At 63.1% G+C, this 20,203-nt stretch carries 15 protein-coding genes; 11 read left to right on the top strand and 4 right to left on the bottom strand.

The genetic code is table 11. The features are described 5' to 3' along the window. The coding region (leuB, locus tag BC360_RS07370; RefSeq protein WP_065794742.1) for a 3-isopropylmalate dehydrogenase at nucleotides 1-797 on the bottom strand (797 nt) is incomplete at its 3' end. Nucleotides 798-1,292: 495 nt separating this feature from the next. On the opposite strand from leuB, the gene BC360_RS07365 reads away from it, so the two are divergent. Beyond that, complete coding sequence (locus BC360_RS07365) at nucleotides 1,293-1,934, top strand: LysE family translocator (protein ID WP_065794741.1); 642 nt, start codon at nucleotides 1,293-1,295, stop codon at nucleotides 1,932-1,934. A 137-nt stretch (nucleotides 1,935-2,071) separates the two neighbouring features. Further along, entirely contained in the window at nucleotides 2,072-4,135 is a 2,064-nt protein-coding gene (locus BC360_RS07360) for a M3 family metallopeptidase (protein WP_065794740.1), read from the top strand. A gap of 98 nt (nucleotides 4,136-4,233) precedes the next feature. On the opposite strand, the gene BC360_RS07355 is transcribed toward BC360_RS07360, so the two are convergent. Continuing rightward, the gene (locus tag BC360_RS07355; protein WP_065794739.1) at nucleotides 4,234-5,715 is read right to left on the bottom strand and encodes a glycosyl transferase family protein; all 1,482 of its coding nucleotides are present in this window, start codon (nucleotides 5,713-5,715) and stop codon (nucleotides 4,234-4,236) included. A gap of 154 nt (nucleotides 5,716-5,869) precedes the next feature. On the opposite strand from BC360_RS07355, the gene BC360_RS07350 reads away from it, so the two are divergent. After that, nucleotides 5,870-8,044: a TonB-dependent receptor domain-containing protein gene (locus BC360_RS07350; protein WP_244512679.1), complete on the top strand. Its 2,175-nt coding sequence runs from the start codon at nucleotides 5,870-5,872 to the stop codon at nucleotides 8,042-8,044. Nucleotides 8,045-8,108: 64 nt separating this feature from the next. Here BC360_RS07350 and BC360_RS07345 read toward each other — a convergent pair whose 3' ends face one another. Then, the gene (locus BC360_RS07345; RefSeq protein ID WP_065794738.1) at nucleotides 8,109-9,281 is read right to left on the bottom strand and encodes a dihydrodipicolinate synthase family protein; all 1,173 of its coding nucleotides are present in this window, start codon (nucleotides 9,279-9,281) and stop codon (nucleotides 8,109-8,111) included. 319 nt (nucleotides 9,282-9,600) lie between these two features. On the opposite strand from BC360_RS07345, the gene BC360_RS07340 reads away from it, so the two are divergent. The 5 genes from BC360_RS07340 to BC360_RS07320 are packed head-to-tail and all read left to right on the top strand — an operon-like array spanning nucleotide 9,601 to nucleotide 15,546. Then, nucleotides 9,601-10,644, top strand: a complete 1,044-nt coding sequence (locus BC360_RS07340; RefSeq protein ID WP_065794751.1) for a LacI family DNA-binding transcriptional regulator — start codon at nucleotides 9,601-9,603, stop codon at nucleotides 10,642-10,644. Next, complete coding sequence (locus BC360_RS07335; RefSeq protein ID WP_065794737.1) at nucleotides 10,641-11,642, top strand: Gfo/Idh/MocA family protein; 1,002 nt, start codon at nucleotides 10,641-10,643, stop codon at nucleotides 11,640-11,642. The genes BC360_RS07340 and BC360_RS07335 overlap by 4 nt, the downstream gene beginning before the upstream one ends. A gap of 4 nt (nucleotides 11,643-11,646) precedes the next feature. Continuing rightward, nucleotides 11,647-13,266: an acyl CoA:acetate/3-ketoacid CoA transferase gene (locus BC360_RS07330; protein ID WP_083222462.1), complete on the top strand. Its 1,620-nt coding sequence runs from the start codon at nucleotides 11,647-11,649 to the stop codon at nucleotides 13,264-13,266. Beyond that, entirely contained in the window at nucleotides 13,259-14,038 is a 780-nt protein-coding gene (locus BC360_RS07325) for an enoyl-CoA hydratase/isomerase family protein (protein WP_065794736.1), read from the top strand. The genes BC360_RS07330 and BC360_RS07325 overlap by 8 nt, the downstream gene beginning before the upstream one ends. Next, nucleotides 14,038-15,546, top strand: coding sequence for an aldehyde dehydrogenase family protein (locus BC360_RS07320; protein ID WP_065794735.1), 1,509 nt, complete (start codon nucleotides 14,038-14,040; stop codon nucleotides 15,544-15,546). The genes BC360_RS07325 and BC360_RS07320 overlap by 1 nt, the downstream gene beginning before the upstream one ends. 112 nt (nucleotides 15,547-15,658) lie before the next feature. Here BC360_RS07320 and BC360_RS07315 read toward each other — a convergent pair whose 3' ends face one another. After that, entirely contained in the window at nucleotides 15,659-16,711 is a 1,053-nt protein-coding gene (locus BC360_RS07315) for a LacI family transcriptional regulator (RefSeq protein ID WP_065794734.1), read from the bottom strand. 316 nt (nucleotides 16,712-17,027) lie between these two features. On the opposite strand from BC360_RS07315, the gene BC360_RS07310 reads away from it, so the two are divergent. From BC360_RS07310 to BC360_RS07300, 3 genes are all read left to right on the top strand, one after another. After that, nucleotides 17,028-18,260: an ABC transporter substrate-binding protein gene (locus BC360_RS07310; protein ID WP_413813728.1), complete on the top strand. Its 1,233-nt coding sequence runs from the start codon at nucleotides 17,028-17,030 to the stop codon at nucleotides 18,258-18,260. A 179-nt stretch (nucleotides 18,261-18,439) separates the two neighbouring features. Then, complete coding sequence (locus tag BC360_RS07305; RefSeq protein WP_065784548.1) at nucleotides 18,440-19,321, top strand: carbohydrate ABC transporter permease; 882 nt, start codon at nucleotides 18,440-18,442, stop codon at nucleotides 19,319-19,321. After that, on the top strand, nucleotides 19,318-20,199 hold the full coding sequence (locus BC360_RS07300; RefSeq protein WP_065784546.1) for a carbohydrate ABC transporter permease: 882 nt from the start codon (nucleotides 19,318-19,320) through the stop codon (nucleotides 20,197-20,199). Before BC360_RS07305 ends, BC360_RS07300 begins: the two co-directional genes overlap by 4 nt. Nucleotides 20,200-20,203: the final 4 nt, after the last annotated feature.

The raw sequence follows: 20,203 nt of genomic DNA, 5'->3' as shown, positions 1-20,203 counted from the left end.
AGCATGCCGAGCGACCCGGTCAGCATCGCCGCCACATCCGAGAGCATGTCGCCGAACAGGTTGTCGGTGACGATGACGTCGAACTGCTTGGGCTGGCGCACCAGCTGCATGCCGCCGGCATCCGCCAGCATGTGCTCGAGCCCAACATCGGAATATTTCGCCTTGTGGGTTTCGGTGACCACCTGGTTCCACAACACGCCCGACTTCATGACGTTGCGCTTTTCCATCGAGCAGACGCGGTTGTTGCGGCTGCGGGCCAGTTCGAAGGCAACGCCGGCGATGCGCTCGATCTCGTAGGTGTCATAGACTTGGGTGTCGATGCCGCGCTTCTGGCCGTTGCCGAGATCGATGATTTCCTTCGGCTCGCCGAAATAGACGCCGCCGGTCAGCTCGCGCACGATCAGGATGTCGAGGCCTTCGACCAGTTCCGGCTTCAGCGACGAGGCGGCGGCGAGCGCCGGGTAGCAGATGGCCGGGCGCAGGTTGGCGAACAGCTCAAGGTCCTTGCGCAGCCGTAAGAGACCGGCTTCCGGACGGACGTCATAGGGCACGGCATCCCACTTCGGACCGCCGACGGCGCCAAACAGCACGGCGTCGGCGGCCAGCGCCTTGGCCATGTCCCCTTCCGAAATCGCCTGGCCGTGGGCGTCATAGGCCGAGCCGCCGACAAGCCCCTCGTCCGTCACGAAGCCGGCACCAAGCTCGGCATTCATGTAGGCAATGATTTTGCGGACTTCCGCCATGGCTTCCGGGCCGATGCCGTCGCCGGGCAGAAGGAAGAGATTGCGCACTGTCATGGAAAGTCCTTCTCGCGGGGAAAACTCGCGCGCGTCTTAGCGCAACTTCGTATCGAGGGAAATCATCGCGACGAAAGAATTGTGCGCCAACATCCCTGTCCCGCGCCCGTTACCGCAGAAACAGCGCGCAGGCCGAAAGGGTGGAGTTCTCACCTTCACGACTTGCAGCCATCAGCGCACATGCACGGAAGAGTCAGGACCATGCGTCCGTTCACTCTCGAGATCGCGACGCTTCTCGGCGCCAGCATCAATGCCCTCATCCTCGGCAACCTCCGGGTCGGTGGCTTCCGTTGCTAGAACACGCCGTTCGCGCCGCCAATGTTCCGTCGAAGCGCGTCTTGTCGCCGACACACCCGACTGTCACGAGGCAGCCGCGCCAGCAAATGCAAGGTTCTGTCACGGACTCCCTTTTGGCGTTCGCTCACGCTCGCCTTTCCGCTTGACGGAATCGCCGGCTGCGGATCGAATGGCCGTTGACTTAACCGGGGACCTGCCATGTCCGAGACGCTGCTGATCGGTGCCTTTCTCGCCGCCCTCTCCTACACGCTCATTCCCGGGCCGGCCTTCCTCGCCCTGCTTGGCATCGGTGCCGGTCAGGGCCGCAAGGCCGGTGCGCTGTTCATGGGCGGTCATCTCGCCGGCGATATCCTCTGGTCGACGCTTGCGCTCGTTGCCATTGTCGGCGCGCGCTCGGTCGGCACCACGATCTTCGACATTCTCGGTCTCTTCTGTGGCCTCTATCTCGGCTGGATCGGCTGGACCGCCCTGCGCGCCCGGCCGACGGGCGAAAACAGGGCGCTGATCACGGTGGAGCGGCCGCTCCGGCGCGGGCTGATCTTCGGCCTGACCAACCCGAAGGGCTATCCGGTGGCGCTCGCAACCTTCACCGCTTTGCTCGCCGGCTCCGCCAACGCATTGGAATTCGACTCCTTGCCGATGCTGCTCGGCGTCTCGCTCATTGGCTTTCTCGTTGCCGACCTGATTCTGGTCGTCATCATCGGCGCTTCGGTCGTTCGGCGCTTCTATCGCCGCCACGAGCTGGCGATCGTCCGGCTTTCGGGCCTACTGTTCATCGGCTTTGCCGTCCAGGCCGTGTGGCACGCTGCCCCCGGCCTTCTCGGTCTGCGCAAGCCGTGATGCCCAAGCCGTGACGCCAAAGCCTTGACGCCAAGGCCGCCAGCAACCACCTCAAGCTCTTCCGCCCGGCATGCCTCCGGCTTCACGGGCGTTCCCTCCCGGTCTCTGGCCGGCATCCGCATGCGAAAGGACCTTCCATGACCGCGAGTACCCCGCTCAACCCTGCCCTGACGACCTGGACCGGACATGAGGGCCTGCCCCGCTTCGATCTGGTGAAGGACACGGATTTTGCGCCGGCCTTCGAGGCGGCCTTCCGGGCACATGAGGCGGAAATCGACGAAATCGCCGGAAACGCTGATGCGCCGACATTCGAAAATACCTTAATTGCGCTTGAGATCGCTGGTGATGCGCTGTCGCGCATATCCTCGATCTTCTGGAACAAGGCCGGTGCCGATACCAACGAAACCATTCAGGCTCTGGAGCGCGACATCGCGCCAAAAATGTCGCGGCATTACTCCAAGATCGGCATGAATGCCGCGCTGTTCAAGCGGATCGACACGCTCTGGGAGAACCGCGAAAGCCTCGGTCTCGATCTGGAGGCGACGCGGGTGCTGGAGCGGCACTGGAAAGGTTTCGTCAAATCCGGCGCGAAGCTCGCGAAGGATGAGCAGGAACGGCTGGCGGCGATCAACGAGACGCTTGCCGGCCTCGGCGCCAAATTCGGTCAGAACGTGCTTGCCGACGAGAAGAACTGGGCGCTCTTCCTGGAGAGTGACGAGGATCTGGCCGGTCTGCCGGATTTTCTGCGCGACGCCATGGCCGCTGCCGCCAGCGACCGCGGCGAAAAGGGCAAATATGCGGTGACGCTGTCGCGTTCGATCATCGAGCCGTTTTTGACCTTCTCCGACAATCGCGAGCTTCGGGAACAGGCTTTCCGCGCCTGGATCGCCCGCGGCGAGAATGGTGGCAAAACCGACAATCGCGGCCATATCGCCGAAACGCTGGCGCTGCGGGCCGAGAAGGCCAAGCTGCTTGGCTACGCCAACTATGCGGCGCTGAAGCTCGACGACACCATGGCCAAGACACCGGCAGCCGTGAACGGCCTGTTGATGCAGGTCTGGGAAAAGGCGGTTGCCCGTGCCCGCGAGGAAGAGGCGGATCTTGCCACGCTGATCGCGATGGAAGGCCGCAATCATGACGTCATGCCTTGGGATTGGCGCCACTATGCGGAAAAGCTGCGCACCGAAAAGTTCGACTTTTCGGAAGGCGAGCTGAAGCCCTACCTGCAGCTCGAAAAGATCATCGACGCCTGCTTCGACGTTGCCCAGCGCCTGTTCGGTATCACCGCGACGGAAAAGCAGGGGATTGCCGGCTACCACCCTGATGTGCGCGTCTTCGAGATCCGTGACGCAGCCGGAAAGCTTGTGGCGCTGTTCCTCGGCGATTACTTCGCGCGTTCGTCGAAGCGCTCCGGCGCCTGGATGAGCTCGTTCCAGTCGCAGCACAAGCTGACGCTGAAGAACGGCGCAGTCGGCGAATTGCCGATCATCTACAACGTCTGCAACTTTGCCAAGCCCGCTGAAGGCAAGCCCGCGCTCCTGTCGCTCGATGATGCGCGCACCCTTTTCCACGAGTTCGGGCATGCGTTGCATGGCATGCTATCCAACGTCACCTACCCCTCGGTTTCCGGTACGGGCGTCTCGCGAGACTTCGTGGAACTGCCGTCGCAACTCTACGAACATTGGCTGACGGTGCCGGATATCCTCAAGCGCTACGCGGTGCATTACCAAACCGGCGAACCGATGCCCGAGGCGCTGCTTGGCAAGGTGCTTGCTGCACGCACCTTCAATTCCGGCTTCACGACCGTCGAGTTCACGTCGTCCGCACTGGTCGACATGGCCTATCACACGGCGGAAACACAGGGTGAACCGATGGCGCTCGAAGCGGCGACGCTCGAGAAGATCGGCATGCCGAAGTCGATCGTGATGCGGCACCGCAGCCCGCATTTCCTGCATGTCTTCTCCGGTGATGGATACTCCGCCGGATATTATTCCTACATGTGGTCGGAAGTGCTGGATGCGGATGCCTTTGCTGCCTTCGAAGAGACGGGCAATCCCTTCGATCCTGATATGGCGCGCAAGCTGAGGGACAACGTCTATTCGGTCGGCGGCTCGATCGATCCGGAAGATGCCTACAAGGCTTTCCGCGGCAAGCTGCCGAGCCCGGACGCCATGCTGGCCAAGAAGGGCCTGGCGGCCTGAGACGGACGGCGGGTCTACTGCATAATTCCTTAAATCGGAATCGATTTATGAAGAGAATTATGCAGCAGGTTCAAAGTGTTACGGCGTCATTTTGGGCGTCATATCTGATGCGCGGCGCTGTATCGTGCCATCTGGCGCGATCGGCCCGACCATAGCGCACGCGCCGTTTCGCAGGCGGCCTCGAAGTCCGAGGCGTTGCCGAGACTGAGAAGGGCAGCGGCTGCCGTGGTGACGATCGTCGTCTCGGCGCGTTCGTCGCGGGCAGCCCCCGTCCAGACCGCCTCCCAATATTCCCGGGTGCTGAGGCCGGTGCGCGCTTCGGCGGCTGGCGCCGGTAGGGCTGGAATCACCAGGTCCATGGCCTCGCCGGCGACCAGCCGAAACAAAGGCGTCTGGCGATAGGGGGTGAACTCCGCATGGTCGCGGGTGTTGCCGAGGATCGTCAGGTCCCTGACGCCGAGCAGCAAGGCGATGTCCCGGCTCAGTGTCCTGGCGGCGGAATTGGCGACGCCAAGCAGGCTCGTGCGCGCGCCCACGGGATTGATCAGATGCACGGCGGAGCCAAGCGGGGTGCGCATTTCCATCAGCCCGTAGAGGCCGAGCAGGCGATAGATCTGCGGCGAGAGTGCCGGTAGCGGCAGATAGGCAATCCCGGTTGTCGCCAAAGCGATATCGGCTTCCTCAAGCGATGCGCAGATGGCAATCCCGTCGCGAGCGGCGGCGATTTCGAGCTTGCCGCGCTCGGCGCCCTCCTGGCCGTAGTGGCCGTGCAACATGACGCGGTAGCCGGCGCTTGCCACCAGGCGCGCGGCATGCAGGAACCACGGCGCAGTCTTGAGCTTCGGCGAGAGATAGCAGGGCCAGTCCAGATCTGCCGCACCGCTGCCGACGGCGACAGCGCCGACATGGCGGCGGATCGCCCGCACGAAGCCGGCGATCTCGACGGCGGTCGCGCCACGATATTGCAGCGCCACCATCAGGGCGCCGATCTGTACCGGGTCTGCCTCCCCGGCCAGGATGATCATCAGCGCATCTTCCGCTTCCGCCTCGCTCAAGGGTCGGCTGCGGCCGGCGCCGGTGCCGATGGTCGCAATGCTGCGGGCCAGCCGGCGTTGCGGGGCTGCATCGCTGCCGATCCCCGCGAGTTTGGCGGCAAAGGCTTCCGGCGTCGGCTCGCCGTCCAGCATCAGGCTCGGTCGCACGGCGAGCGGCGGCGCCGCGATCAAGCCAGCCCCCTCCCAACCACTCTGTTCCTGCGGATCCGGCGTCACGGTTCGGCCGGGTGGTTCGAAAAGAGCTTCCGCCTCCGCGGCAAGTGCGCGCACCCGCAATCTCAGCGTTTCGGCAAAGGGCGTCGGCCGCAGGCCGTGGCCGGTGCGCAGGAACAGCGGGTCGTCATATTCCTCGCGCAACTGGGACAGCAATCGGCTCATGGCGGAGGGCTGGAGGCCGACGCTGACGGCTGCCCGGCTGACGCTGCTTTCCCGCAACAGCGCATCGAGCGCCAGCAGCAGGCGCAATTTGCGCATGTCGGTCTGGCGGTCGTGCGGGGGCAAAGTCTCCTGCGTCTGAGCCTTCATTGCTGTCGTTTCCCTCAAACACGGTTCGAGCATATTCGAAGCCCGTGTTTTGCGCTCATTCACATTTAGAACGGTTCTAAAACAGTGCCGTTGACCGGCTATCCCGCCAATAACTAAGTCGACTTTGATACTCAAGTTATTTGTGGGGACAAAGATGAGCATTGGGGCACGCGGTGCGATGGATAGCGGCATCGAGCGGCGCACATTCGCATTACCGATCCGGCGCCGGCCCGAGCAACGGTCGTTCGGTCGATCGCAGCGCTTTCTCTATGCGTGCCTTGCCGGCACGGCGCTGACCGTGCCGATCGAAGTGCAGGCGCAGAAAGCCAAGGACAAGGCGAAGACAACGGAGCTGCAGCAGATCGTCGTCACCGCGACCGGCTTCGAGCAGAACGTCAAGGACGCGCCGGCGAGCATCACCGTCGTCACCGGCGAAGAGCTGGAAAAAGGATCGTTCCGCGACCTGACCGACGCGCTTCGCGATGCTCAAGGCGTTGCGGTGACGGGTGTTGCCAACGAGCGCGATATCTTCATCCGCGGCCTGCCCGGTTCCTACACGCTGATCCTCGTCGATGGCAAGCGCCAGAGCACGCGCGACGCCCGCACCAACGGCAATTCCGGTTTCGAGCAGAGCTTCGTGCCGCCGGCGGCCGCGATCGAGCGCATCGAAATCGTGCGCGGGCCGATGTCGTCGCTCTATGGCTCAGATGCCATGGGCGGCGTCATCAACATCATCACTCGCAAGGTCTCCGATACTTGGAACGGATCGATCACCACGGATGCGACGGTGCAGCAGCATTCGCGCTACGGCAATTCCGGCCAGGTGTCATTCTACGCCAACGGCCCGATCCTGAAGGATACGCTCGGCATGCAGATCTGGGGGCGCGGGCTGAAACGCGGCGAGGACAAGTTCCTGTCCGGCATCACCGGCGCCCGCGAGCACGATCTGACGGCGCGGCTTGCCTATACGCCGAATGAGGACCACGACTTCTTCCTCGAGGGCGGCACGGCGAGGCTGCGGCGCGAAGCCACTGTCGGCAACACGATCGCTTCCGGCCCGAGGGACGTCAGTACCTACAACGACAATGATCGCGATCACTGGTCGTTTTCCCATACCGGTCGCTGGGGACCGACCACGTCGGACTTCTCGATCCTGCAGGAATGGGCGGAGCGGCGGACCTACAACTACAATCCGGCCGATGGCCGCTTCGCCAAGCAGGCACGCGCGCCCGAGGTTCGCAACACCGTCATCGACGGCAAGTTCACGACCCCGTTCGACCTCGGCGGCAGCCACATGCTGGTGACCGGCGGACAGTTCTTCGAAGCGCGGCTCTCCGACCAGAATCCCGGACGGCGCACCGGGCTCACCGAAAAACTCTCGGCGACGCAACGGGCGCTCTTTGCCGAGGATGAATGGCGCATGCTCGACAGCTTCGCGCTGACAGGCGGGCTGCGCCTCGATCACCACGAGGAATATGGCTATCACCTCAGCCCGCGCCTCTATGGCGTCTGGGATGCAACGGACGCCCTGACGGTCAAGGGCGGCATCTCCACCGGCTTCCGCGCGCCCGACATTCGCAGCATCGCGCCGGGCTATGCCTACACGACCGGCGGCGGCGGTTGCTCCTATGGGCCGGCCGGGACCTGCGGCGTCATCATCGCCGACCCGAACCTCAAGGCGGAGTCGAGCACGAGCTATGAAATCGGCGCCATCTGGGACAATGGCGACGTCATCCTCGGCGGCACCTATTTCTACACCGACTTCAAGGACAAGATCTCCAACTCGCTGGTGCTTGATGCCGCCGGAAACCCGGTACGCTGGAGCGAGGATCCGAATTACCGGCTGTGGTACAACTACAATATCGACGACGCCGTCATCCAGGGCGTCGAGCTGACGGCAACCTGGAACGCGACGGCGGATCTGACCCTGCGTGGCAGCTACACCTATACGCACTCCGAACAGAACACCGGAACCTATGCCGGTTTCCCGCTGGCGCGCACACCGGAGCATATGGCCAACCTTCGGGCCGACTGGTTCACGCCGGTCGAAGGTTTGGAAGCCTGGGCTTCGGTCAATTATCATGGCGAGGAGATCGCCGCCGGCGCGCGCATCGGCACCAACGGCAAGCCGGTGACGATCAACGGCCAGCAGGGGCGGAAATACGACGCCTATGCCACCGTCGACATCGGCACCAAATATGCGCTCGGCGAAGGCCTGACCCTGAACGCGGCGGTCTACAACCTCCTCGACAAGGAGGTCGAGCCGACCGATTTCAACACGGTGATGGAGGGCCGCCGTTTCTGGATGAGCCTGACGGCGACGTTCTGAGACAATCCACCGAGGTCCCTGCCCCGGTCATTGACGGCGCCCGCGCGGGCGCCGTCTTGCGTTGTCAGCCGGCCTGTTCGACGCCGAGGGTCGCGAGAAAACTCTGCATCCGTCTGGTAGCGAGTTCCGGTCGGTCGAGCACGTTGGCCTTGTCGGCAAGCCGGAAGATATCGGTGTAGTGCAGGAGGCCACGTGCGGACTGCATGCCTGCGGGCATGGTGAAATGGCTCTGGTGGCCGTTCAGCCAGGCGAGGAAAACGACGCCGGCCTTGTAATACTGCGTCGGCGCCTCGAATATCTTGCGCGACAACGGCACGGTTGGCTCGATCACACCGCGGAACGTGGCCAAATCGCCCTTGGCCAGTGCCGCAAGCGCCTTGGAGGCGGAAGGAGCGACCGCATCGAAGATGCCGAGCAGCGCGTGGCTGTACTTCGCGCGGTCGCCCTCGATCAGTTCCACATAGTTGAAGTCGTCGCCGGTGAAGCAGAGCACACCCTCAGGCAAGCGGCTGCGCAGGGCGACTTCCTTGGCGTTGTCGAGCAGCGAAATCTTGATGCCTTCGACCTTGTCGCGATTGGCCGCGATGATCGACAGCACCACGTCGAGCGCCTCATCGAAATCGTCAGACCCCCAATATCCCCTAAGCTGCGGGTCGAACATGTCGCCGAGCCAGTGCAGCACCACCTTGTCCTTCGTCTGGCGCAGGATATGACCGTAGACATGACGATAATCGTCCGGCGAGCGGGCGACGCGGGCAAGCGCGCGGCTTGCCATCATGATGGCGCGGCCGCCCTCACCCTCGACGAAACCGATCTGTTGCTCATAGGCGGCAATCACGTCGTCGAGCGTGCGTGCGTCGGCAGGTGAAAGGTGATCCGTTCCGGCGCCGCAGGCAAGGTCGGCCCCCGGCACGCTTCGCGCCTCGGCGAGGGAACGTCGGATCAGCTGCTGCGCGCCCGGCCAGGCGAGGCCCATGCCGCGCTGGGCCGTGTCCATCGCTTCGGCGATCTTGAAGCCCAGGCTCCAGAGGTGATGGCGGAATGCCATGGTCTGGTCCCAGTCGATGGCGGCATTGCCCCAGGGATCGGCATCGCGAAGCGGATCCGAAACGACATGGGCGGCGGCGTAGGCGATGCGGTTGAAGGTTGGGGCGGTGCTCGGCCGCTCGAGCGGGATTCCCGTCAGTCGGTAGTGCTCCAATGAGCCGTCTTGGCGTGGCAACGTCAGGCTTGTCATCGGCTTTCGTCTCCTCCTCGGACCGTTGCTTTCGAATAATTTAGATCGTTCCAAATTTCAAGCGGCAATTGTTGCCATTTGTTTTCCGGGTCCGGTGCGGCGAGAAGACGGAGTGCGGCAAGTCGAGATTAAGTATATGTAATTATGAGATATATTATGAATTTATGGCGCCAATATCTTGCTGGTATGTCAATTGCGCGCGCTGCTTCATCTCCGCTTCTGTGTTGCCGGAATCAAAAATGTAACCGTTTTCCTCTTGACTGATTTGGAACGTTCCAATTATGAATGTGAGAAATACCGCATGTTTTGGGAGGATGCCTTGGTCAAGGAACGGGTAACGGTGGTCGATATCGCACGCGCAGCCGGCGTGTCGAAGTCGACCGTGTCGCTCGTCCTGCAGGGCAGCCCACTCGTCAACGAAGTGACCCGTGCCAAGGTCAATGCGACCATTCGCGAGCTTGGCTATGTCTACAATCGCAGCGCTGCCAACCTGCGCCAATCGAAGTCCAAGATCATCGGCATCGTCGTCAACGACCTGACTAACAGCTTCTTTGCCGAGCTGGCGGTCGGCGTCGATGCCGTGGTGCAGTCGGCCGGCTTCGTTCAGTTTCTCGCCAACACGAATGAAAAGATCGAGCGCCAGCGCGAGGTCGTTGCGTCCATGCGCGAGCATGGGGTTTCCGGCCTGATCATCTCGCCGGCGCGCGGTACCGAGGCGGCCGACCTGGCGCCTTTGGTTGATAGCGGCATTCCGGTCGTGCTTGTCGTTCGCGATATCGCCGATGCGGGCGTCTCCTCGCTGACGTCGGACAATCATGCCGGCGCCATGGCGGCCGTGCGGCATCTGATCGCGCGTGGCCATCGGCGCATCGCCTTTCTCGGTGGCTTCCCCGACACTGTCGTGTTCGAGGCGCGCATGCGCGGTTACCGCGATGCCTTGCTCGAGGCGCGGCTCGATGCGGCCGACGTGCTCGTCATCGGTTCGGCGCCATCGCGCGCCGGCGGCGTCACGGCCATCGAGCAGGCGATGATGCTTGCCGACCGGCCGACGGCAGCACTGTGCTTCAACGACGCGGTCGCCTTCGGCGTCTGCGACGGCCTCAGGGCGCGGCGGCTGGAGCCGGGCGCTGATTTTGCCGTGATCGGCTTCGACGACGTGATCGAGGCGAAGACCGCGGTGCCGGCACTGACGACCGTGTCCGTCGATCCGCAGGGCATGGGGCAGAGGGCGGCGGAATTGCTGCTGAAGCAGATCAACGCGGGCAGGGCCGAGGCTGAATCGATCATCGGTTCGGTGCGTCTCGTCGTTCGCCAGAGCTGTGGTGCTGCGATCGAGCGCAGAACGAGGGAGGCATTATCATGACTGGGTGGGGTCTGATCGGCGCGAGCACGATCGCGCGCGAATGGGTCATCGACGCAATCCGCGCGACGGGCGGCGAAGTCGTTTCGGTGATGAGCACCAGCGCCGAGCGCGGTGCCGCCTATGCCAGCGAAAACGGCATCGGCAAGTCAGTGACGTCGGTCGAGGAGCTGGTCGGCGATCCCGATGTCGATGCCGTCTATGTGTCGACCACCAACGAACTGCATCGCGAGCAGACGCTGGCAGCGATCGCGGCCGGCAAACACGTGCTCTGCGAAAAGCCGTTGGCGATGAACTTGAATGACGGCTGCGAAATGGTGCTGAAGGCGTGTGAGGCCGGCGTCGTGCTTGCCACCAACCATCATCTGCGCAATGCAGCCACCCACCGCGCCATGCGCGAAGCAATCGCCGAAGGCAAGATCGGTCGACCGATTGCCGCGCGCGTTTTCCACGCGGTCTATCTGCCGCCGCACCTTCAGGGCTGGCGGCTGGAGCGACCGGATGCCGGTGGTGGCGTCATCCTCGACATCACCGTGCATGATGCCGATACGTTGCGCTTCGTCCTCGATGACGACCCGATCGAAGCCGCGGCCATCAGCCACAGCGCCGGCATGGCCAAGGAGGGGCTGGAGGACGGCGTTATGGGCGTGCTTCGCTTCCGCTCCGGCGTCATCGCCCAATTCCATGATGCCTTCACCACCAAATTCGCCGAGACCGGCCTCGAAGTGCATGGCACCGAGGGCTCGCTGATCGGTCGCAATGTCATGACGCAGAGGCCCGTCGGCACGGTCACGCTGCGCAATGCCGATGGCGAGAGCGAGCTGCCGCTCGACCATCGCAACCTCTACGAAACCGCGCTTTCCGCTTTCCATGCCGCGGTCGCAGGCGAAGGCCGCCCGTCGGCATCCGGCGAAGACGGTGTCTGGTCGCTGGCGACAGGGCTTGCCGTCGTCAAGGCGGCCGCAACCGGCCAAGCTGTACCGATCGAAACGGGACTTTGAACGGATGTCGATGAACAAGCAAATCTCGCCGGCCGAAGCGGCCGCCTTGATCCCGGACGGTGCAATCGTTTCCGTCTCCTCCTCCAGCGGTCTCGGCTGCCCGGATCTGATGCTGAAGGCGATCGGCGAACGCTTCGAGGCGACCGGCCATCCCCGTGGCCTGACGACGCTGCATCCGATCGCCGCGGGCGACATGAGCGGCATCAGGGGTGTCGACCACATCGCCAAGAAGGGGCTCTTGAAGAAGATCATCGGCGGCTCCTATCCCTCCGGCCCGTCGAGCGCCGAGCCGCCCCTGATCTGGCAGATGATCGGCGCCGACGAAGTCGCCGCCTACAACATTCCCTCCGGCATCCTCTTCGACATGCACCGCGAGGCCGCGGCCAAGCGCCCCGGCGTCATGACCAAGGTCGGGCTCGACACCTTTGTCGACCCGTCGCGCGAAGGCTGCGCCATGAACGCCTCGGCGGCGGCCGAACCGGTGGTCAAGAAGATCGCCTTCGAGGGCGAGGACTGGCTCTATTTCAAGGCGATCGCGCCTGAGGTGGCGATTATTCGCGCGACCACGACGGATGAACGCGGCAACCTGACTTACGAGCATGAAGGCGCCTATCTCGGCGGCCTCGACCAGGCGCTGGCCGCCCGCAACAATGGCGGCATCGTCATTGCCCAGGTCAAGCGCATCACCAAGGAAGGCTCGTTGAAGCCGCACGATGTGCGTGTGCCCGGTGTGCTCGTCGATTATGTCGTCGTCGATCCCGACCAGAAGCAGACGACGCAGACGCTCTATGATCCCGCCATCTCCGGCGAGATCTTCCGTCCGCTCGACAGTTTCCGCGTGCCGGAGTTCAACATCCAGAAGGTCATCGCCCGCCGTGTGGCGCAGGAGCTGCAAACGGGCAGCGCGGTCAATCTCGGCTTCGGCATTTCGGCCAACGTGCCGCGAATCCTGCTCGAGGAAGGCCTGCACGGTGCCGTTACCTGGGTGATCGAGCAGGGTGCCGTCGGCGGCGTGCCGCTCTTGGATTTCGCCTTCGGCTGCGCGTCCAACGCCGATGCCTTCATGCCCTCGCCCTACCAGTTCACCTATTTCCAGGGTGCGGGCTTCGATGCCTCGCTGCTTTCCTTCCTCGAAATCGACCGCAGCGGGTCCGTCAATGTCTCGAAGCTCTCCTTCCGGCCGCATGTGACGGCCGGTGCCGGCGGCTTCGTCGACATCACCGCGCGGGCGAAGAAGATCGTCTTTTCCGGCATGTTCAATGCCGGCGCCAAGCTTGCCGTCGCCGATGGCAAACTGGTGATCGAGAAGGAAGGCAAGCTGAAGAAGCTCGTCAACGAGGTCGAGCACGTTACCTTCTCCGGCCGCCGCGGCATCGAACAGGGCCAGGACATCACCTATGTCACCGAGCGCTGCGTGATGAAGCTGACGCCCGAAGGCGTGATGCTCACGGAAATCGCGCCGGGCGTCGACCTGCAGGCTCATATCCTCGACCAGTCCGAGTTTCCTCTGATTGTGTCCGATCGTTTGAAGACCATGGATGCAGCACTTTTCCACGAGGCACCGATCGGCCTGAAGCTGCCAGTCAAAGCTGCCCGTGCGCTTGCGGGAGGCGCCCATGTCTGAGGACCGCATCCAGATCGCAGTCGACGGCCCGATCGCCACGATGACGGTCGCCCGTCCGGAAAAGCTCAACGCTTTCGACATCGACATGCTGAAGGCGCTCGCTGCAGCCTGCGATACGGTGGAAGTGATGCGCGAGGTGCGCGTGCTGATCCTGACGGGGCAGGGCAAGGCCTTCTCCGCCGGTGGTGACATCAAGGCCTGGGGCGGCATGGATGCCGCCGCCTTCGGTCATGACTGGGTGCGATTCGGCCATCGGGTCTTCGAGCGGCTGGCGACGTTGAGAATGCCTGTTATCGCGGCGCTCAACGGCCATGCGCTCGGCGGCGGCCTGGAACTGGCCGCTGCGGCCGACATCCGGATCGCCGAAAACCAGATCAAGATTGGCCTGCCGGAAACGAGCCTCGGCATGGTGCCCGGCTGGTCGGGCACGCAGCGGCTTGTTGCCCGTTTCGGCGCCCAGATCGTGCGGCGCATGGTGCTCGGCGGCGAGATGTTCTCCGCCGAGACGGCGAAGGCGGAAGGTCTGGTCGATGCGGTCGTCGAAACCGGAACGGTGATGCAGGCGGCGCGGGATTATGCCGCCCGCGTGGCAAAGCGTGGTCCGGCCGCGCTCGAGATTTCAAAACTGATGATCGCCTCTGCGAACGGCGAGGACAAAGGTGCTGCGGTCGAAGCGCTGGGTTCGATCCTCGTTGCCAAGACAGGCGATCTCAGGGAAGGCGTCGCTGCTTTTTCCGAAAAGCGCGAAGCCCAGTTCAAGGGAGAATGGTAATGACGGTTCTGGTGAGGCCCAAGGCACTCGGCGATCACAAGGTGCGCACGTTCCAGATGCTGATCGACGGCAAATGGGTCGACAGTGCCGACGGACGCACGATCGAGCGTGTCGCGCCCGGCCACGGCGTCGTCGTCAGTCGCTATCAGGCGGCGGCGAGCGTCGATGCGGAGCGGGCGATCTCTGCTGCCCGCCGTGCTTTCGACGATGGCCCCTGGCCGCGCATGACGGCGTCCGAGCGGTCACTGATCCTGCTCAAGGCCGCCGACATGATTGCCGCGCGCGCCGACGAGCTTGCCTTCCTCGACGCCATCGAATCGGGAAAGCCGATCAGCCAGGCCAAGGGCGAACTCGGCGGTGCCGCCGATATCTGGCGTTATGCCGCAGCCCTTGCCCGTGATCTTCACGGCGAAAGCTACAATACGCTGGGCGATGGCACGCTCGGTGTGGTTCTGCGTGAAGCGATCGGTGTCGTTTCGATCATCACGCCGTGGAATTTCCCGTTCCTGATCGTCAGCCAGAAGCTGCCTTTTGCGCTTGCTGCCGGCTGCACAACCGTGGTCAAGCCTTCCGAACTGACCTCTGCCTCGACGCTGATCCTCGGCGAAATTCTCGAAGCGGCCGGTGTGCCGGCGGGTGTCGTCAACATCGTTACTGGGACCGGCCCGGAGGTCGGCGCGCCGATGACGACGCACCCGGATGTCGACATGGTTTCCTTCACCGGCTCCACCGGCGTCGGCCGCCTGACGATGGCCAATGCCGCGCAGACGCTGAAGAAGGTGTCGCTCGAACTCGGCGGCAAGAACCCGCAGATCGTCTTTCCCGACGCCAACATCGACGAGTTCATCGACGCGGCCGTATTCGGCGCGTACTTCAATGCCGGCGAATGCTGTAATGCCGGCTCGCGACTGATCCTTCACCACGATATTGCCGAAGAGGTGACGGCGCGCATCGCGGCGCTCTCGGCCAAGGTCAAGGTCGGCGATCCGCTCGATCCGGAAACCCAGGTCGGTGCGATCATCACGCCGCAGCATCTGGAAAAGATTGCCGGCTATGTATCCGCCGCATCAAAGGATGGTGCCGCTGTCGCCCATGGCGGCACGGTGCTCGATCTCGGCATGGGGCAGTTCATGGCGCCGACTATTCTCTCGTCGGTGCGGCCTGAGATGGCCGTTGCCCGCGAGGAGGTTTTCGGCCCGGTGCTGTCGGTGCTGACCTTCGAGACCACCGAGGAGGCGATCCGCATCGCCAATTCCATCGACTACGGTCTGTCGGCCGGTGTCTGGAGTCGCGACTTCGACACCTGCCTGACGATCGGTCGTCGCGTGCGCGCCGGCACGGTCTGGATGAACACCTTCATGGATGGTGCTTCCGAGCTGCCGTTCGGCGGCTATCGCCAGTCCGGTCTTGGCCGCGAGCTCGGTCGTCATGCGGTCGAGGACTACACCGAAACCAAGACGCTCAACATGCATATCGGCGCGCGCACCGGCTGGTGGATGCCGCGCTGACTCCGGGGATGGGAGGAGACGAACGATGACGGCAGGGATCGCGACAACGAAACGGGACGCGGGGTCATCGAACGCCGTCGACCGGTCGTCGTCGCGCGGCTCAGCCCGATGCCTACCAGTTGGCCGGGATCTGTGGAGAGAGCAGCAGTTGCAGCTTGCTGACGTCGGTTTCGCCGCCGATGCGCTGGAGCAGCACGCGGCCCATGTCCTCGCCGGTGGCCGTCAGGTCCTCGTAGATCGTCTCGACCTGGGGCTGGATTGCACCGAGCAGGTGCGAGGTCTGCTTGGCGACGATGTCATATTCCCGGCCGAGCGTCAGGCCGCAATCGCTCATGCCGGTGATGGTGGCGAGAGCGCAGACTTCACCGCCGCACATGAAACTGTCCGGCGGGTCGGGCTCGGCATACCGTTGGCGCACACGGTCGCGAATGTCGCCGGCCGGGCTGTCGAGATCGATGCCGGAGAGGATTTCGTAGGCGCAGCCCGCCTCGCGCACGGCGGTCATGAAGCCGTGCTGCAGATGGCCGCCGAAAGTGAAATCGGCCGGGCCGCTGATCAGCGCCGGCTTGCGGCGCCCCTTGGCGATCAGCCGGCGGGTCGCCTGATAGGAGAAGGTGAAGTTGTCGTAGTCGACATAGGCATGCGGCGCCGAAAGCTCCGTGCGTCCGTGGGTAACGAACGGAAAGCCGATCTCCGAAAGCAGCATGACGCGCGGATCGAGCGGTTCGGTGCGCGAGAAGATCAGGCCATCAGCCATGCTGTTGCGGGTGATGTAGTTGACCGCCTCGACATTGGTCGTGTTGAGGAAGTTCGGCATGACGATCAGGTGGTAGGAGGTGCCCTGCAGCGCCTTGGCGATGCCGCTCATGATCGAGGTACCGTAGCCGAGGATTTCCTCGTGCGGGTCGAGCAGCACCGCAATGACGTTGGTGCGGCCGGTCTTCAGGCGCTGGGCGGCGCGATCGGGCGAATAGCCGATTTCGATCGCCACCTCGCGAACTCGCCGGCGGGTGTCGGCGGAGATTTGTGGCGCTTCGGCAAGGGCACGCGAAACGGTGGTGACCGCCAGCCCGGTGATCTGGGCGATCGTCCGAAGGGTCGGCTTGCCGCGTCTGGCGGGCGAGCTGTTGTCTTCAGAACGGGCGGGCTTGGAGGGATCGGCCAATGCTAGTCATCCTCAAGGCGGTCAAGAGCGGCTTTTGTAACGTGGCACGAACGCTTAGGCAATCGAATCATGAAAACGTTTTAAATCTCGCGCTGCGACATGAATTGTTGCGATGCGAAAAGCCTAAGGCTGCATATAATTCAGCAATTTCAATTGCTTCTTGAGGTGAAGAAGCGCACGCGTGCGGAATGCTTGACTTGCTGAATTTATAACGTTTTAAATTGGCCAGCCGCTGCCTTAGGCGGTGCGATATCCGAGGCGGGAGGAGGTTCCGCTTCGATAACTTGCAAACGGGAGGAAAACGATGCGCAAGTTGATGACGACGACGGCTGTTGTGGCGCTGATGATGGCGGCCACTGCCGCGCGCGCAGCAGAAAACGTGGAAGTGCTGCACTGGTGGACATCCGGCGGTGAAGCTGCCGCGCTCGACGTTCTGAAGAAGGACCTCGAAGGCAAGGGCATTTCCTGGACCGACATGCCGGTCGCCGGCGGCGGCGGCACGGAAGCCATGACCGTGCTTCGCGCCCGCGTCACCTCGGGCAACGCTCCGACTGCGGTGCAGATGCTCGGCTTCGACATTCTCGACTGGGCCAAGGAAGGCGCGCTCGGCAACCTGGACGACACCGCTGCCAAGGAAGGCTGGGACAAGGTCATCCCGACGGCCCTGCAGCAATTCTCGAAATATGACGGCCACTGGATCGCCGCTCCGGTCAACGTCCACTCGACCAATTGGGTCTGGATCAACAAGGCCGCCCTCGACAAGGCCGGCGGCAAGGAGCCGACGAACTGGGACGAGCTCATCGCTCTGCTCGACAACTTCAAGGCTCAGGGCATCACGCCGATCGCCCATGGCGGCCAACCGTGGCAGGACGCGACGATCTTCGACGCCGTTGTGCTGTCGCTCGGCACCGACTTCTACAAGCAGGCGTTCATCGATCTCGACCCGGCAGCGCTCGGCGGCGACAAGATGAAGGAAGCCTTCGATCGCATGACGAAGCTGCGCTCCTATGTCGATGACAACTTCTCCGGTCGCGACTGGAACCTCGCTTCGGCAATGGTCATCGAGAACAAGGCCGGCCTGCAGTTCATGGGCGACTGGGCCAAGGGCGAATTCCTGAAGGCGAAGAAGGTGCCGGGCACCGATTTCGTCTGCATGCGCTTCCCAGGCACGCAAGGGTCCGTGACCTTCAACTCCGACCAGTTCGCGATGTTCAAGGTTGCCGACGACAAGATCCCTGCTCAGCTGCAAATGGCATCGGCGATCGAAAGCCCGACCTTCCAGTCGGCCTTCAACGTCGTCAAGGGTTCGGTTCCGGCCCGCACCGACGTTCCGGATACCGACTTCGACGCTTGCGGCAAGAAGGGCATCAAGGATCTCGCCGAAGCCAACACCAGCGGCACGCTGTTCGGTTCCATGGCTCATGGCCATGCCAACCCGGCTGCCGTCAAGAACGCGATCTACGACGTCGTAACGCGCGAGTTCAACGGTGAACTGTCCTCCGAAGAGGCAGTCAAGGAACTTGTCGCTGCCGTCGCGGCTGCGAAGTAACGGGCAAGACCCGGTCCGGGACGCGAACAGGCGTCCCGGACACCCATTCTGACATGCAAGCGTCTTCGCAGCGCCGCGTTCACCGCGGACGCGCGGGAGCGTTTTGATACAAAGAACCTGCGCGAATGCCGATATCAGGGAGTTTCCCGGCGGCTAAGCGCCAGAAGTGGTGAACGTTCATGGATAGCCGCAGTCGACTGCAGGACCTGATACCGAAGCTGGTCCTCGCCCCGAGCTTCGTTATCGTCCTGATCTTTGTTTATGGCTTCATCGCCTATACCGGCTTCCTGTCGATGACGGACAGCAAGATGCTGCCGTCCTACAATTTCGTCGGTTTCAGCAATTATCAGAAGCTCTGGGCCCTGCCGCACTGGTGGCGGGCGGTGAGCAACCTGGCGATCTTTGCGTCGCTCTACATCATCATCTGCTCGGTGCTCGGCCTCGGACTTGCGATCCTGCTCGATCAGAAGATCCGGGCGGAAGGTTTTCTGCGGCCGATCTATCTCTATCCGATGGCGCTGTCGTTCATCGTTACCGGCACGGCGTGGAAGTGGTTTCTCGATCCCGGCATCGGGCTTGAAAACACCATGCACCTCTGGGGCTGGGAGAGCTTTTCGTTCAACTGGATCAAGGACCGCAACTACGCGATCTATTGCGTGGTGATCGCCGCCGTCTGGCAGTCGACCGGCTTCATCATGGCGATGTTTCTCGCGGGCCTTCGCGGCGTCGACAACGAGATCATCAAGGCGGCGCAGATCGATGGTGCACCGACATCGACGATCTACCGGCGGATTATCATTCCGCTGATGCGGCCGGTGTTCCTCTCCGCCTTCGTCGTTCTCGCCCATCTGGCGATCAAGGCCTACGACCTGATCATCGCCCTCACCGGCGGCGGCCCCGGCCAGGCGACCGAACTGCCGGCGACCTTCATGTATTCCTACACCTTCACCCGCAACCAGATGGGCATCGGCGCCTCGTCGGCCATCATCATGCTGGTGATGATCTTCTCGATCATCGTTCCCTATCTCTACTCCGAAATTCGGGGAGGAAAACGCTCATGAGCGCCCCCAGCCCAGACAATGTCATCTCGCACAACCGCCTGACGCGGGCACTGATCTACACCGCGCTGATCGTTTTCGCGCTCTATTCGCTGCTGCCGCTCTACGTGATGCTGGTCAACTCGCTGAAGCCGCTCGATGAGATCCGCCAGGGCGGCATGCTCAATCTGCCGCAGACCCTGACGCTGGAGCCCTGGCTTTCCGCCTGGTCGACGGCGCAGATCGGCGTGCAGCCGACCGGCCTGAGGCCGTTCTTCATCAATTCCATCCTGATGGTGGTGCCGGCCGTCGCGATCTCGACGCTCATCGGTGCGCTCAATGGCTACGTGCTGACCAAGTGGCGCTTTCCCGGTGCCAACATCTTCTTCGGCATGCTGCTTCTGTCGTGCTTCATCCCCTTCCAGATCGTGCTGATCCCGATGGCGCGCATGCTCGGCATCATCGGTCTTGCCGGCTCGATCTGGGGCCTGATCTTCGTGCACGTGATCTACGGCCTCGGCTTCACCACGCTCTATTTCCGCAACTACTACGAGGCCTTCCCGACGGAACTCGTGCGTGCGGCACAGATCGATGGCGCCAGCTTCTTCCAGATCTTCTGGCGGATCATGCTGCCGTCGTCCGGCCCGATCATCGTCGTCTCCGTCATCTGGCAGTTCACCAATATCTGGAACGACTTCCTGTTCGGGGCGTCTTTCTCCGGCGCATCCTCGACGCCGATGACGGTGGCGCTCAACAACCTCGTCAGCTCGTCGACCGGGGTCAAGGAATACAACGTTCACTTCGCAGGCGCGATCCTCGCCGCCCTGCCAACGCTCATCGTCTACATCGTGTCCGGCCGCTACTTCGTGCGCGGGCTGATGTCCGGCGCCGTGAAAGGATAAGCCC

Origin of the sequence: Ensifer sp. LC163 (assembly GCF_001695855.1) — a bacterium.
GTDB lineage: Bacteria > Pseudomonadota > Alphaproteobacteria > Rhizobiales > Rhizobiaceae > Ensifer.
This window is presented reverse-complemented; position numbering and strand designations above follow the sequence as displayed.